A 13,961-nucleotide genomic window follows, 5' to 3' on the forward strand; every position below is an offset into this window, starting at 1 on the left:
ATGTCGCTTTGCGTGGCTAGCTTAGCTGCATTCGGAACGCCACAGTGGGCTCACGGGCGCCAGGCAAGACGCTCTGACCGGGAACGCCATTCGCGCCCACCCGGCCCTCAACCAACTCCGCCTCGCCCACATCCTTTCCAGAGAGACACTTCATGCACACCTCGTCCATTCCCAACCAGCCCAGCGCCGGGCGATTCATTCGCGGCCTTTCCTGGACCCTGCGCATCTTCGCCGCCGTGGCGTTCTTCGCTGCGGGTGCGGCCAAGCTGGCCGGCGTTCCGATGATGGTCGAGGTGTTCGATCACATCGGCCTCGGTCAGTGGTTCCGCATCGTCACTGGTGCGATCGAAATCATCGGGGCAATCGCATTGCTGCTACCGACAACGTTTGCGCTCAGCGGTGCACTGCTTGCGGCCATGATGTTGGTGGCGACCGGTGTGCATCTGTTCGTCATCGGCGGCAGCCCGGTGCCGGCGATCTTCCTGATGGTGGTGACCGCGACAATCGCCTGGTTGCATCGCGCCCGCATCGCCGCCGTGCTGCGCTCGACGCGTTCGGCTTGATCGGGGCCTGCCATGCGTACTCTCTCATTACAGCCTTCGTTCCCCGCCACAGAAGCGCCCGCTGCCGCGCCGCGCGCCATCGTCCACCGCATACGCGGCAACAGCTCCGGCGGCCCCATCACCCGGCTCATGAGTCCGTCCGATCTTGGGCAGGTGCTGAAGCCGTTTGTGTTCCTCGACATCTTCGATGCGCAGGGTTCGGTCATCCATACGATGTCGGGCATGCCGCTGCATCCGCATTCGGGCATCGCCACCGTCACGGTCCTTACCGAAGGCAGCATGCATTACCACGACCAGACAACCGGTCGCGGCACCATTGCCTATGGCGGAGTGGAATGGATGCGTGCCGGAATGGGCGTATGGCATGGCAAGGAAATGGTGCCGCCAGCCGATGCTTCCCGCATCCAAGGATTTCAATTATGGCTGGCACTGCCTGAAGCCGTGGAGCTGGCGGAGCCGCAAAGCCATTACATCGAAGCGCAGCACATGGCCAAGGCCGGCCCCGCGCATGTGGTGATCGGTCGCTACGAGGGCGCGCAGAGTCCGGTCGATGCGCCTGACGGCATCAATTACCTATTGGTCACCTTGAAACCCGGCGAACGCTGGACCTACCACCCGCCCGCCGGTCATTTGGTCGGGTGGTTGGCAGTGGCCAGCGGCACCCTTGATGCCGGTGAACTGCTGCAACGCGGCGACATGGTGGTCTTTGCCGATAACGGCGCGCCCATCGTGCTCGAAGCGAGTGGCAACAGCGATGCAGTCTTCGTGCTCGGCTCGGCCGTTCCACATCCGCACCCACTGCACCTTGGCTATTACTCGGTGCACACCACTGCACAAGCGCTCGCCATCGGTGAAGAGCGCATCCGCACGCTGGGGAAACAGATGCAGGCAGCAGGCGACCGCACGACTGCTTCCGGCACGACGCCGGTGTTCAAGTAAACGCGATGCTCAAGGGCATGCGGCACGACGCGCCTTTACTGCTGGCAATGAGTAAAGGCGTCATTGTTTGAAGGGACATCGGCACGTTTCCGACGCGGGGCTTCAATCGATGCTGTGTGGTGGTTGTCCCTGCGTCGGGTAACCCTGTGCCCATCAGACACCGTTTCACACTGACGTTGCGGACAGCAACGCTGATGCCTGCTTCTGCAAAGACTCTGCAGACATCGACTCCCGCCTTTTGATACATGCCAGGCGCCTCGAGCCGTTGATGCCGCTACCCGCCGTCGTCGGCGCTTGAACGACAACGTCTGGATCAAACGTTCCTTGGTCGGTTGATCGCGTCGCACCTCACCACAGGCAGGTCATCGCCACTGGGGTGCCAAGGGTCACGAGCGGCGCTGCGGCCTGACCACCGCTTCGGAAGCGCGTATATCAATGGGGTGTTGAAGGCACTGCGATAGCCCAAGTGCTTCGACTGCTACACCCGGTAAGCATCGACTAATCGGAGCACTTGGCGTCTATCGCGGTGTTTCCACATCAGCCTTACCGACAGCAGCAAAGCGATAAGCGGCCTCTGCTTCTGAAGTAATCATCCGTACGACCCCCTGCCATCCGACCTATTGACGACAGCTGTAGTCAGGCCTACGTTAGCGACATCTGTAGTCATGGGGCACGAGATGAGCGCTAAGACCATCGGGGACCAGGAGCTGGCCCTGCTGCAACACATCGAGGAACAACGGCACGCCAGTGTGGGCGAGGTCGCTGCCGCGTTCGGCGAGCCGCGTGGGCTGGCGCGCTCGACCGTGCTGACCATGATGGAGCGACTGCGCGCCAAAGGCTTTCTGCGCCGCAAGCAGGTGGACGGCATGTACCGCTACAGCGCCACCAGCGGGCAGGACGCGGTGGTGCGCACGGCGGTGGGGCAGTTCGTGGAAAACACCTTGCAGGGCTCGGTGTCGCCGTTCGTGGCGTGGATGTCGCAGCGCGCCGAGGTCAGCGATACCGAGCTGGCCGAACTCGAAGCATTGGTCGCCAAGCTGCAATCGCAGCGCAAGGAGAGCTGAGTCATGCAGAGCCTGTTCGAACTGGTGGTGCAGCGGCTGGCGATGACCAGCCTGCAATCGGCCGCGTTGGTGGCGGTGGTGTGGCTGCTGTGCAAGGCCATGCCGCGCTTGCCGGCGTCCACCCAATGCTGGCTGTGGTGGATGGTGGGGCTGCAGGCAGTGCTGGGCTTGTTTCTGGCACCGGTCGAGCTGGCGGTGTTGCCGGCCGCCGCACCGGTGGCGCAGGCAGTTGGGGACGCGGTCACGGCGCTGCCCAATGCATCGCCGTCGCTGTGGGTCCGCTGGGTGATGGCAGCCTGGTTGGCCGGTGTGCTGGTGATGCTGGCGCGCAGCGCAATGGCCTGGTGGATCAGCCGCCGTCAGGTGCAATCCACCGAGCCGTGTACCGATCGCGCACTGCTGGCGGCCCTGCAACTGGCCGCCGATGCGCACGGCTTGCGCCACGCACCGCCATTGCGCCTGAGCGCACACATCGATTCGCCGCAACTCATCGGCCTGTGGCGGCCGGTGCTGTTGTTGCCGTCGCGTCGCCTGGCCAGCATCAGCGACGATGAGCTGGACATGGCGCTGACCCACGAGCTGGTGCATCTACGTCGGAATGACTTGTTGTGGGGGCTGCTGCCGGCATTGGCGCAGCATCTGTTCTTCTTCCATCCGCTGCTGCATCTGGCCGCGCGCGAATACGCCATCGCCCGCGAAGCCGCCTGCGATGCGGCGGTGGTTGCCGGTCACGTGCGCTGCCGTCACGACTATGGCCGCCTGCTGGTCAGCCTTGGGGTCTCCGCAGCGCCGGTGGCTGGGGTGTCCAGTGCGTCGCCGAGTTTTCTGAGCCTCAAGCGCCGTTTGATCATGTTGCAAAACACCAACGCCACACCGGGCTGGGGCGCGCGTGCGCTGGTCGCGGTGGCGGTCCTGGGCGTGGCACCGCTGCGTCTGGTCGCCATGCCCGCGCCGCTGCCGTCGCCTTCGCTGCAGCCGGTCGTGGTCATCGCCAGCGCATCGCCGGCGATGTCGCACGGCACGCACAGTACCGATGGCGCTGCGCCACTGCAGCTGCAGGCCGCGCCTGCGGCACCGGCCGCACCTGCAGCACCGGCAAACGGCGTGTTGGCGGGTGTGCTGGATGCGCCGGGCGCGCAAGACACTTGGCAGATGGACACCACCGGCTGGGATGCCGACGCACAGCAAAGCGTACGCGACGCCATCGATGAGGCCACACGCAGCGCGAAGGCTGCCGAGGTGGAGGCACGGGCCGCCGCACAGCAAGCCATCGAAGCGAGCGATATGCATGCACAGATGCGCCAGGACGAGCTGCAGGCGGCGCAGGACGCATTGGTAGAAGCACGCGAGCAACTGGAGTCGCTCGGCCCCGAGCTGGAGCAGGCCAAGCAGGACGCGCAGCAGCAGGTGCGTGAAGCGGCGCAGCAGATCCGCGAGGTGGCGTTGCAACAACGCAACGCGCAATACGCCTATGTTGCCGCCGCCCGCCAGGCCGCCGAGTTGAGCCGCCATCAGGCCGAAGCGGACAAGGAAGCCGCACGCCAGGACCGCCTTAACGCCGCGCGTGCCCAACACTCCGCGGCCGGCACGGACCAAGACAACTAGAGACCTGCACCACAGCACAGCGCGCATTGCCATGGCAGTGCGCGGCAGTAGATCCAACGCGTAGCGCACGACCCAAGCGTGAGGTATGGCCTGCAGTCGCCAGGCGGGCGGCGCCGTGCCTGGAATGCATGGTGCTGGTGATCGTTGATTACTGATTACTGATTACTGATTACTGATTGCTCTGCGCCGGCGGCGGCCGGCATGTCAGCACCGCACAGCTTGCCGCCGTGCCTGACGACGGTACCAGCGGTTGGTCTGTCCACAGGCAGTGCAGGCGTTCCATCACCGCTCCATCCGATTGAGCGTTTCATCCAGCGCGACCACTGCAGTGATCGCGCACAGCACCAGACGCCGCACCCCACTCACGCGGGTCAGGCCACGCGCCCGCTCATCGACTCAGCACGTCTCGACGCAACCAGCGTCGGCAACGCCGTGGCCGTCTGTTCGCTGTTGCCCCATCCGCCTGACCGCTACCGGCCGGCGGCACCCACATCCCCAAGGAGATCGCACATGCATCAGATTACGTTCCCACAGCACCGTCTGCGCTGCGCCTTGCTGCTTGCTCTAGGCGCGCTCGCTGCGCCCATGCTGATGGCAGCACAGGCAGCACAGGCAGCACAGGCAGCACAGGCAGCACAGGCAGCACCGGCAGCAACAACAGCAACAACAGCAACAACAGCAACAACAGCAGCCAGAGCAACATTACCGGCAGTAGCAGCCAACGCAGCCCCGATGCCGTTACCGCCCGCACCGCCTGCGCCGGCCCATCGCGCTACGCCACGCGCTGCTTCGACCTTCGCGTCCGCTGCTGCGCCGGTCGCCCCTTCGGCGCCATCGGCCTCTGCCACGTCCGTGGCAACGCAAGCACCGGCCGCACCTGCACAGCCCGCGCATCCATACGCGCCTCTCGCTCCACCCACTGCGCCGATCTCTCCCGCAGTGATGCCCAGATCAACGCCTGCGCTTTCGACGCCACGCCTAAGGCACGTCGCATCCGGCGCGCGATCGACCAAAGCCACTTGCGGCAGCAACGCGCAGGACATCCCGGACGATGGCGATGCCTATGTGCTGCTGCAGGGCGAGCGCCATCTCATGCACGGCACCACCGACGATCTGCAGACCGCACATCGGTACACCAATGCCAATGGCTGGGTGCTGTGGTTCCGGGCCAACGGCGTGCAATACGTCGTGCGCGATCCGGGCCTGCTGCATCGGCTGCGCACCGGCTATGCACGCAGCCTGCAACTGCGCGCGGCCCAGGACAGTGTGCAAGCGCGTCAGCAAGCGCTTGCCGCGCAACTCGCCGCCGTCGCCGCTGGTACGCCTGGGTCTATGGCAACAGCGACGCAACCGGAGCAGGGCGCTACCGGCGATACGCAGGCGCTGGCGGAGCAGCAGCGCCTGTTGACGCAACAGCAGGCCGTGCTGGCTAGAAAGCAGGCCGGCGCCACGCGGCTCGCCACCCGCCAGGCACTGAGCATTCTGCGCGAAGCACTTGCCAGTGGCCGGGCAACGCGGGTGACTGGCTAGTAATGCGAACCGGCGTGGACGCAGCCTTGCTGTACAGCTGCGGTCTTCGACGACGTAAAGCGTATTGCTGCGGGCAGTGCATCACGCCTGCAACGCCACTGTTTACGGGCGGCACGAGTAAGGGCAAGCAGTGTTTGTTGGGCCACCAGCAACGACATGTGCAAGCAACGCCAACCCTGCATTCGCTTCGCCTCTGCAGCTCTGCAATCGGCGGCACCGCAATACGACGCGACGCGCAGCAGCGCATCACACGAAAGATTTGCCCAACCTCATCCACACAAGGAGATTCCCATGCTGCACCTAACCCCCGCATCGGCGCGCGCTGGCTTGATGACCCTCTTGGCGCTTGCGCTCAGCAGCGCGCTGACGCCATGTCTGGCCGCACCATCAGATGATCAGCCAGAAACTGCGCCGGCATACGGTACGCAAACACCGGTCATTGCATTGGCCCCGGTCGCTGCAATTGCCGCGACCGCGATGCCCACTGCGCCGCACGCACCGGCAGCGCCGGCGACATCCATGCGCACGCCGGCCAGCGACGTGACCACGTATGGCCATCTCACCCTGTCAGATCATCCCGACCAGGACGCGTACGTGCTGATCCAAGACGGCGAGGCGCTCATGCACGGCTCCACCGACGATCTGGCCCGCGCGCGTCGCCTGGCTGGCAGCACGGGCGCACTGCTGTGGTTTCGTAACGGTGGCAAGAGCTACGTGGTGCGCGATCCGGCCACCCTGCAGCGCATCCGCGTGCTGTACGCACCGGTCAGCCAGCTCGGCGAAGCCCAAGGTGCGCTGGGCGAGCGGCAGGGCCAGCTGGGCGAGCAGCAAGCGGCGTTGGGAATGCAGATGGCTGCCGTGGCGGCACGTGATGCGGCCGCTGCCGTTGCGCAGGCGCGTGCGTCGCTTGCACGCGACAGCGCTGCGGCGCGGCCGGCCACGTCCACGACGCAGCAGGCCAACGCCGCCAGGCAGCGCAGCACGCAGCAGCAGATCGAGGCATTGGCCACGCAACAGCAAGCGCTCGCTGCGCAGCAGGCCGATCTGGCCACGCAACAGGCCGCGGCAAGCGCGCGTGCAGACGGCCAGGCGCGGCACGCCATGCGTGAGGCCATCCGCAACGGCCTGGCAAGCCCTGTGACGCGTTGATCGCGATGGCCGCGGTTCGCCGATACTGCAGGGCATTGGCGGAAGTGCGAGCGGGCGATGACGTACCGGGTGGTGGTGTTGGGTGGCTATGGGCACTTCGGTGCGCGCATCGTGCGGGCGCTGGCCGCCTTGCCACACCTGCATGTCATTGCCGCCGGGCGCCATCCCGGCGCGATCGCTGCGACCTGGCCCGACGCCGCGCCTGGCCGTATTTCCGCATGCCGGCTGGATAGTACTGCCGACGATTTCGCCATGCGCCTGGCCGCTACCGCGGCCGATGTGGTGGTGCACACCGCCGGGCCATTCCAGGGCCAGGACTATGCGGTGGCGCGCAGCTGTCTGCAGGCCGGCATGCACTACATCGACCTGGCCGACGGCCGCGCGTTCGTGCGCGATTTTCCGGACGCGTTGCACGACCTGGCACAGCACGCTGGCCGCGTGGCGATCAGCGGTGCCAGCACCTTGCCCGCACTGTCCAGTGCAGTGATCGACGCATTGCTGCCGCGCTTGTCGACCCTGCACGCCATTGGCATGGTGATCGCGCCCGCACAGGGCACGCCGCTGGGGCTGGCCACCGTGCGTGCAGCGCTGTCGTACTGCGGCACGCCGTTTACGTGGTGGAGCGAGGGCCGTTGGCAGACCGTGGTGGGCTGGGCATCGCCGCAGCGGGTGCAGTTTGCACAGCTGGCACCGCGACTGGCATCGCCCTGCGATGTGCCCGATCACGACCTGCTGCCGCAGCGCTACCCCGGCGTGCGCAGCGTGCAATTCCGCGCCGCGCTGGAGGTACCGTTTCTGCAGCGCTGCCTGGCCGCGCTGGCCTGGTTACGCCAGCGCGGTGTGCCGGTGCCGATACCGCGTCTGGCGCCAGCGTTCGCACGCGCAGGGCGCTGGTTCGACCGCTTCGGCACCGACCTGGGCGGCATGCGCGTGGAGCTGGCCGGCGAGCGCGATGGACAGCCGCTCACCGTGCGTTGGGACCTCACCGCAGCGATGCTGCATGGCCCGGAAATCCCCTGTTTCGCCGCGATCCTGCTGGTGCGCAAACTTGCCGCGGGGCAGGTGCTGCCAAGCGGCGCCCACGCCTGCATGGGGCTGCTGACCCTGGCCGACTTCGAGCAGGAATTCGCCGCCTGGCAGATGCACACAGACGTGGTGGAGACGCGTCCGTAGGTGCGGGTGCGGTTGCACGCCACACAGTGAATCGTAGCGACAGCACGCCGCTGTGCGGCGGCGGTGCAGATCTGCACACATCCATGTAAGTCACGATCGCGTCATCGGCACGTGCAATTGCGGATGCGCTCTGGACGCCGCGTCTGCTTCCACCCGCACTTGTTGTGAAAGCAGACCGAGCGCGGGAATGCGTGGCACAGCCGCGCTATCGCATCTTCAGATCCATGGCTATCAGTGCAAACGCGTAATGCCGGACGTGCAAGAAATTGGCCGTTGCACTGCGTCTCGTAGAGCTGCTGACAAAAAACCATTGTGCTCATCACCAGCTGAGTGCAGCTGGTGCGCGGTGCACCACCCGTACATCCAGTTCTGAGCGCTTTCTCCAAATACACCATACGGCTGTTCGCTACGTTTTATCAGCCGCTCTCAGGCACCACCCACGGAGGACTGGCGAGATCGCACACCTCACTCCAATTCCGAATCCCCACTCCCGAATCCCAGCCCTCACACCTCCCGAAACGCCTCCATATCGGCAAACGTACAAAAGTGAAAGCGCGGGATCGTGATCTGGCCCGCTGCCGCAAGTCGCTTGAGCCAGTCACCCACTGCAGCGCGATAGGCAGCCTGCTCTGCGCTATCGAGCGTCTCGCACAGGTAGGCCAGCGAAAGATGAAACTGGAAGTTGATGTAGTCCGGGCGCTGTAAGCGGGTCAGCGTCATCAGTGCCTGGCGCGCAGTTTCCAGGCGCTGTGCGGTCTGTGCATCGGCAGGTTGCAGCGGGATGAGCAGATTGTCGTTGTTGCCGGTCTTTGCCGCAGCCGGATTCACCACAAAGCGGCACGCACCCAACGGCGCGGCAGTGCGTTGCGCCAGCCGCGCAAGAACATCGGCATTGATCTCGCTCAACGCCACATCGCGCGCCAAATCGCTTGGCCAGGGCCCGCGTGCGCGGTCGATTTCGTTGACCCCGCCCAGCAGGGTCACGTGATAACTGCTGGGCGGCAGCAGCGCGAACTTGTTCGCGAAGCGGTGCCCGGGCAGTTCGCGGTAGATGTCCAGCACGCGGTCGAAGCTGTCGTAGCCATCGCCCTGTTGTTCGAGGTGGCCAACGAAGGTATTGCCGGCAAATGCCATCGGCCGACGGGAGCGCAGGAACTTGCGCCCCACATCCGGCGGTGGCGCGGCGCTCAGTGCGGGCAGGGCGGAGCCCAGCAACGAGGCACCAGCGGCGGCTGCCACCAGGCGACGTCGGCTGATCCGTGTATCCAGCAATGAAACCATGCGGCCAATCCTTCAAGTTCAGGGTCAACCCACAACGTGCGCAATAAACCCGGCCACATCGCAGTGCGTTGGTGTGCGTCGATGACAGCTCCTGCGGCGCGCTGATGAACCGACAACTGCGCACAGCGCAGCACGGCAGCGAACTCGCAGGCTGCGCATCCGTCAGTGGTTAGGTCTGCAGAACGCTGGAAACCAGCGCTGCGGACGGAACCTCAACTGCACTGTAAGACCGCCGAAAAAAACGAATATGACAGCGCCCCACCTTTCACATCGAAAAGGCGGCCTTCTTCGCAAAGACGGCCAAGCGTTCGGGTCGCCGCTTTTGCGTGGCTTGAATGCCGAAACACCTCATCTTGCCCATCGCGCACACGCTGCGGAAAGACAGACCGCCGGCCATCGCACAACGATTCGTCGCACACCTGCGCATGCTGCTCGCTGCGCTCCGCAACAACGCGAAAGCAGCCGCACCGCGATGAGAAGTAACGGGGCAGGGCACTTTTGTCGCCGGATCGTGATCACCAGCGCACCGCATCACTGATATCCAGATCTGACCCGCCAGCACCGCCCGGGCTCGCCGCAGACCGCTACACCGACTCCATCAACGGAATCACGTCTCTGTCCTGTGCCTCCACCGCCACCAGCCGCTGCATCAACAACGACAACGTCACCACGTCCTGGTGGTTGTGCTCGGCCACGCGGCGCAGGTTGCGCGCGCTGCCGCCGCGTAGATAGCTCAGCCACGCGGCCGGGGCTTCGGAGCCGGGCAGATCGTCTTCGCGCACCACGCGCAGCAGCTGCCGCTCGATGGTGGACAGCTTGCAGTTCTCCCAGGTGCCGCGATACCGGCGGCGGGTAGGGAACAACAGATCCACATGATCCAATGCAGAAATCGGGTCGCCACGCCGCGCCAGCCGGTACCGCGTCTTCAACAGCGGCGCGTCGTAGCAGCGGCCGTTGTAGCTGGAGAGCACCGTCTGTGGCGTGAGCCAGGTGCAGAACAGCTCCAGCATGGCGCTCTCTGCGGCCATGGTGGACATCATCAGCTGGCGCACGCGCAGGCCGCTGCCTTGCGCGGCATCGGTGCACCACTGCGCAACCCCGATCATGAAGGCGCGCGTGCCGGTGCCGCCGGCCAGGCCGGTGGTTTCGGTGTCGAAGAACAGCACGTGCTCCGGCTGCAGCGCATCCTCGCGTTTGGCGAAGGCCAGCGAGAGCGGTTCGCATGGAATCGGCTGCGGCAGGAACGCTTCGATCAGATGCAATCCCGGTGCGATCTCGTCGCCGGGCAGGTGCCGATCGGTGGACGGCGTGCGCACCGGCGTGTGCGCCGACACCGCACGTTCGCGCAGGCCGATCATCTTGCGCAAGCCGGCGATATCGGTGCGTCGCTGCGGTGCCGGGTTGGATGTAGACACCGCAGGTGCTGCGCGCACAGCCGGCACGCGCGCGGCCGTATCGGCCGCCGCGCCTGCCGGCTTGTGACGCACATCGTGGTCCACCCAGGCAAACGCCGAGCTATCGCGCGCAGGTGCCGCAACCGGCTGCTGCAACGCGCGGCGTGCCATTGCCGGTGTGGTGTGCGGGGGACGCGGTGCACTGACAGCACTTCCGCTGCCGGGCTGCGCGCTTGGTGCAACAGTCTCGCGCGGCAAAGCGCGCGACGCAGAAGCAGCGGGACCCGGCGCAGGCTGGCGCTGCGCGCGTGTCGGCATCAGCGCCTCCTGCGTGCGCGGCGCAGGCGTCAGCCCACCGACCTGACGGCGTAGCAAACGCAGGCGGTCTGCGCTGACGCCGGCATCGCTGCCAGCCACCGGCATTGCCGGGGCACGCGTCGGCGCCGCCGCTGCATGCATAACAGGTGCGGCTTCCATGCGCACATCACCCGCAACAGCCGTATCACCGGTTAGCGGTTCAACCGCGCTGGAATGCAGTTCCGCCCCTCCACCGACACCATCGCCAGCCGTAGCAAGCGCAGGCACGGCATCAGCAGGCAAGGCATCAGCAGGCAAGGCATCAGCAGGCAAGGCATCGGCGCCACGCGCTGCATCGCCGTGTGCAACCGCCACCGGCTCGCGCACATCCGCGTGCCCCGCCTGCCGACGCAGCAAGCGCAGCCGGTCTGCACTCACCCTCATGCAAGCACGTCCAGCGCCAGGTCGTCGTCCACCTGGGTGGCATGCCGCAACGGCGCATTGGCATCGAACAACAGCGCAAGCACCGTCAGCGCCAGCGACTTGGGCGACTCGCCCTTGCCTTCTTCATGCGCAGCCAGCACCGGGCCCACGCAGGCCGGGCAGCCGGCCGTGCAATCGCAACCGCGCACCAGCTCGTCCGCGCGCTGCAGCAGCTCGGCCTGACGCAGCCAGAGTGGCTCGCTCAAGCCCACGCCGCCGGGAAAGTTGTCATACAGATACACCGTGGGCACGAACGCTTGCTGCAGTTCTACCGCGCCTTGCTCGCCTTCTTCCACACCGCGCAGTTGCCCGCGCCCGGTCTGGTCGGCCACCGCAAACCACGCGCCGTCGCCATTGCCCACTGCCTTTTGCAGGTCGCGCGCATCGGCCATCACCGCCACCGTGGCGACCACATGCAGCGCATACGCCGCACCCAGAAATCCATCCAGCGCATCCTGCTTGGACGCGAACGCCTTGCCCAAGGTGGCCTGCGGCAACTGCCACCACACCGCTGTGGTGTGCAGCTCCTGGTCGGGCAGATTGACCGGGCCGTAGCCGATGTTTTCATGCGTGTAATAGCGGATCTTTTTGTAGCCGGACACGCGCCGCACCACATGCACTTCGCCATGATGCGAGTCGCCGCGCCCGGCCACGCCGCCGTCAAAACGGTCCAGCACCTTCAACTTGGTGTAGTCGATGCTGTCGGTGTAGTAGTCCACATGCGTGCGCGTCACGTACGCCTTGCGGCCGTCCCAATCCAGCCGTTCCACCTGATACGGGGTGCTCTGTACCATGTGGATGGCGCCTTCGTACAAGGTGAGCGCAGCGGCGGAATAATCTACCTCGGCGATGATCTGCTGCTTGCCGTCGGTCTTGTCCACCACCACAAAATTGCCGTCGGCCACCGAGCGCAGGCTCACCGCATTGGCCGGGTAGCTGTCGGCAATCCATTCCCAGCGGTCGCCTTCCTGGTGGATCACTTCGCTCTCGGCCAATGCTTCCAGAAACACCAGCGGGTCGATCGGCCCGAACGGCTCGCTGGCAATGAACGGCAATTCGAACGCCGCGCAGCGGATGTGATCGAACAGGATCAGCGGTTGATCCGGTGCGATACGCGCATGTTCGGGCGAGGCATCGGCAAAGAAGTCCGGGTGGCGCACCACGTACTGGTCCAGCGGTTGCGAACTGGCCACCAGCACGCCCAACGCCGGTTGCTGGCGCCGCCCGGCGCGGCCAAAGCGCTGCCAGGTGGCCGCCACGCTGCCGGGGTAGCCATTGAGGATCACCACATCCAGCGCGCCGATATCCACGCCCAGTTCCAGCGCAGAGGTGGACACGATGCCGTCGATGTTGCCCGCGCGCATTGCCCGTTCCACCTCGCGCCGCTCGGTGGGCAGATATCCACCGCGATACGCACGGATACGCGCCGGTTTGCGCGGGTCGTGGTCGAAGATGTCCTTCAGGTATTTGGTCAGCACTTCCACCATCAAGCGCGTCTGCGCGAACACCAGCGTCTTCAAGCCGCTCTTGATCGCAATGCGCGCAATGCGGTTGCTCTGCGAGCGTGCCGACGCGCGCAGACCGAGATCGGCATTGACCACCGGCGGGTTCCACAACAGCACGTGCTTGTCGCCGGTGGGCGCGCCGGATTCGGTGATCGCATGCACCTGTTCTTCGATCAGGGCCTGCGCGTGCGCATGCGGGTTGCCGATGGTGGCCGAGCACAAAATAAACTGCGGGTTGGCACCGTAGAACGCGCAGATGCGCTTGAGCCGGCGCAGCACATTGGTGACATGGCTGCCGAACACACCGCGATAGGTGTGGATCTCATCGATCACCACATAGCGCAGGTTCTCGAAGAACTGCGCCCACTTGGTGTGATGCGGCAGGATCGCCTGATGCAGCATGTCCGGGTTGCTCACCACGATGTCGCCATGCAGGCGGATCGCCTGCCGCGCATCGCCGGGCGTATCGCCGTCGAAGGTAAAGGCTTTGACGCCCAGTTCGCCGGCGCGGTTCAACTCCAGCAGCTCGGCCACCTGGTCCTGCGCCAGCGCTTTGGTGGGGAACAGATACAGCGCCTTGGCGCCGGCGGTCATTGCCGCACTCACCACCGGCAGCGTGTAGCACAGCGATTTGCCCGACGCGGTGGGCGTCACGATCGCCACGTGCTCGCCGCGCTGCGTCGCCGCCCAGGCGTCGGCCTGGTGGCTGTAGAGCTGGCTGATGCCGCGCGCGTGCAAGGCATCGGCCAGCGCGCTGGGCACATCGTCGGGGATCGGCGCGTAACGGCCTTCGCGCCCGGGCAGGGTAAAGCTGCCGGTGATGCGGTCGTGGTAACGCCGTTCCAGGCGTTCGGTGAGCAGCGCGCCATCGCGGCTGGGCCGGCCATCGGTGGTGGCCAGCGCGCGTTCGGCGGTTTCGGTGCGGGGAGCAAGGGCAAACGGAGGCATACGGCGGCTCCCAAAGAGGGGCATGAGACA

Annotated in this window: 10 protein-coding genes; 7 read left to right on the plus strand and 3 right to left on the minus strand. The window is 65.7% G+C overall.

The features are described 5' to 3' along the window. Positions 1–152 precede the first annotated feature (152 nt). The 7 genes from RQH86_RS21060 (at position 153) to RQH86_RS21090 (ending at position 8,023) form a co-directional block, all read left to right on the plus strand. Entirely contained in the window at positions 153–563 is a 411-nt protein-coding gene (locus tag RQH86_RS21060) for a DoxX family protein (RefSeq protein WP_311238141.1), read from the plus strand. 129 nt (positions 564–692) lie between these two features. Continuing rightward, on the plus strand, positions 693–1,502 hold the full coding sequence (locus RQH86_RS21065) for a pirin family protein (RefSeq protein WP_311238140.1): 810 nt from the start codon (positions 693–695) through the stop codon (positions 1,500–1,502). 677 nt (positions 1,503–2,179) lie between these two features. Beyond that, on the plus strand, positions 2,180–2,566 hold the full coding sequence (locus RQH86_RS21070) for a BlaI/MecI/CopY family transcriptional regulator (protein WP_055852713.1): 387 nt from the start codon (positions 2,180–2,182) through the stop codon (positions 2,564–2,566). A 3-nt stretch (positions 2,567–2,569) separates the two neighbouring features. Next, complete coding sequence (locus RQH86_RS21075; RefSeq protein WP_311238139.1) at positions 2,570–4,171, plus strand: M56 family metallopeptidase; 1,602 nt, start codon at positions 2,570–2,572, stop codon at positions 4,169–4,171. 1,092 nt (positions 4,172–5,263) lie between these two features. Beyond that, positions 5,264–5,701 carry a hypothetical protein gene (locus tag RQH86_RS21080; RefSeq protein WP_311238138.1) on the plus strand — a complete coding sequence of 146 codons (438 nt, stop codon included), beginning with the start codon at positions 5,264–5,266 and terminating at the stop codon, positions 5,699–5,701. A 519-nt stretch (positions 5,702–6,220) separates the two neighbouring features. Continuing rightward, positions 6,221–6,850: a hypothetical protein gene (locus tag RQH86_RS21085; RefSeq protein ID WP_311238137.1), complete on the plus strand. Its 630-nt coding sequence runs from the start codon at positions 6,221–6,223 to the stop codon at positions 6,848–6,850. Between the two features lie 57 nt (positions 6,851–6,907). Continuing rightward, positions 6,908–8,023: a saccharopine dehydrogenase NADP-binding domain-containing protein gene (locus RQH86_RS21090; protein WP_311238136.1), complete on the plus strand. Its 1,116-nt coding sequence runs from the start codon at positions 6,908–6,910 to the stop codon at positions 8,021–8,023. 504 nt (positions 8,024–8,527) lie between these two features. Here the strand turns inward: RQH86_RS21090 and RQH86_RS21095 are convergent. From RQH86_RS21095 to RQH86_RS21105, 3 genes are all read right to left on the minus strand, one after another. Then, positions 8,528–9,304, minus strand: coding sequence for a DUF1868 domain-containing protein (locus RQH86_RS21095; RefSeq protein WP_311238135.1), 777 nt, complete (start codon positions 9,302–9,304; stop codon positions 8,528–8,530). Positions 9,305–9,888: 584 nt separating this feature from the next. Beyond that, positions 9,889–11,439, minus strand: a complete 1,551-nt coding sequence (locus RQH86_RS21100; protein ID WP_311238134.1) for a ribonuclease H-like domain-containing protein — start codon at positions 11,437–11,439, stop codon at positions 9,889–9,891. Next, positions 11,436–13,931, minus strand: coding sequence for a DEAD/DEAH box helicase (locus RQH86_RS21105; protein ID WP_055852737.1), 2,496 nt, complete (start codon positions 13,929–13,931; stop codon positions 11,436–11,438). Before RQH86_RS21105 ends, RQH86_RS21100 begins: the two co-directional genes overlap by 4 nt. Positions 13,932–13,961: the final 30 nt, after the last annotated feature.

The organism is Xanthomonas sp. WCS2018Noco2-27, assembly GCF_031843525.1.
Classification (GTDB): Bacteria; Pseudomonadota; Gammaproteobacteria; order Xanthomonadales; family Xanthomonadaceae; genus Xanthomonas.

Coding starts and splice junctions, on each gene's coding strand:
- RQH86_RS21060 (WP_311238141.1), top strand. CDS start 153: ATGCACACCTCGTCCATTCCCAACCAGCCCAGCGCCGGGCGATTCATT.
- RQH86_RS21065 (WP_311238140.1), top strand. CDS start 693: ATGAGTCCGTCCGATCTTGGGCAGGTGCTGAAGCCGTTTGTGTTCCTC.
- RQH86_RS21070 (WP_055852713.1), top strand. CDS start 2,180: ATGAGCGCTAAGACCATCGGGGACCAGGAGCTGGCCCTGCTGCAACAC.
- RQH86_RS21075 (WP_311238139.1), top strand. CDS start 2,570: ATGCAGAGCCTGTTCGAACTGGTGGTGCAGCGGCTGGCGATGACCAGC.
- RQH86_RS21080 (WP_311238138.1), top strand. CDS start 5,264: ATGCACGGCACCACCGACGATCTGCAGACCGCACATCGGTACACCAAT.
- RQH86_RS21085 (WP_311238137.1), top strand. CDS start 6,221: ATGCGCACGCCGGCCAGCGACGTGACCACGTATGGCCATCTCACCCTG.
- RQH86_RS21090 (WP_311238136.1), top strand. CDS start 6,908: ATGACGTACCGGGTGGTGGTGTTGGGTGGCTATGGGCACTTCGGTGCG.
- RQH86_RS21095 (WP_311238135.1), bottom strand. CDS start 9,304: ATGGTTTCATTGCTGGATACACGGATCAGCCGACGTCGCCTGGTGGCA.
- RQH86_RS21100 (WP_311238134.1), bottom strand. CDS start 11,439: ATGAGGGTGAGTGCAGACCGGCTGCGCTTGCTGCGTCGGCAGGCGGGG.
- RQH86_RS21105 (WP_055852737.1), bottom strand. CDS start 13,931: ATGCCTCCGTTTGCCCTTGCTCCCCGCACCGAAACCGCCGAACGCGCG.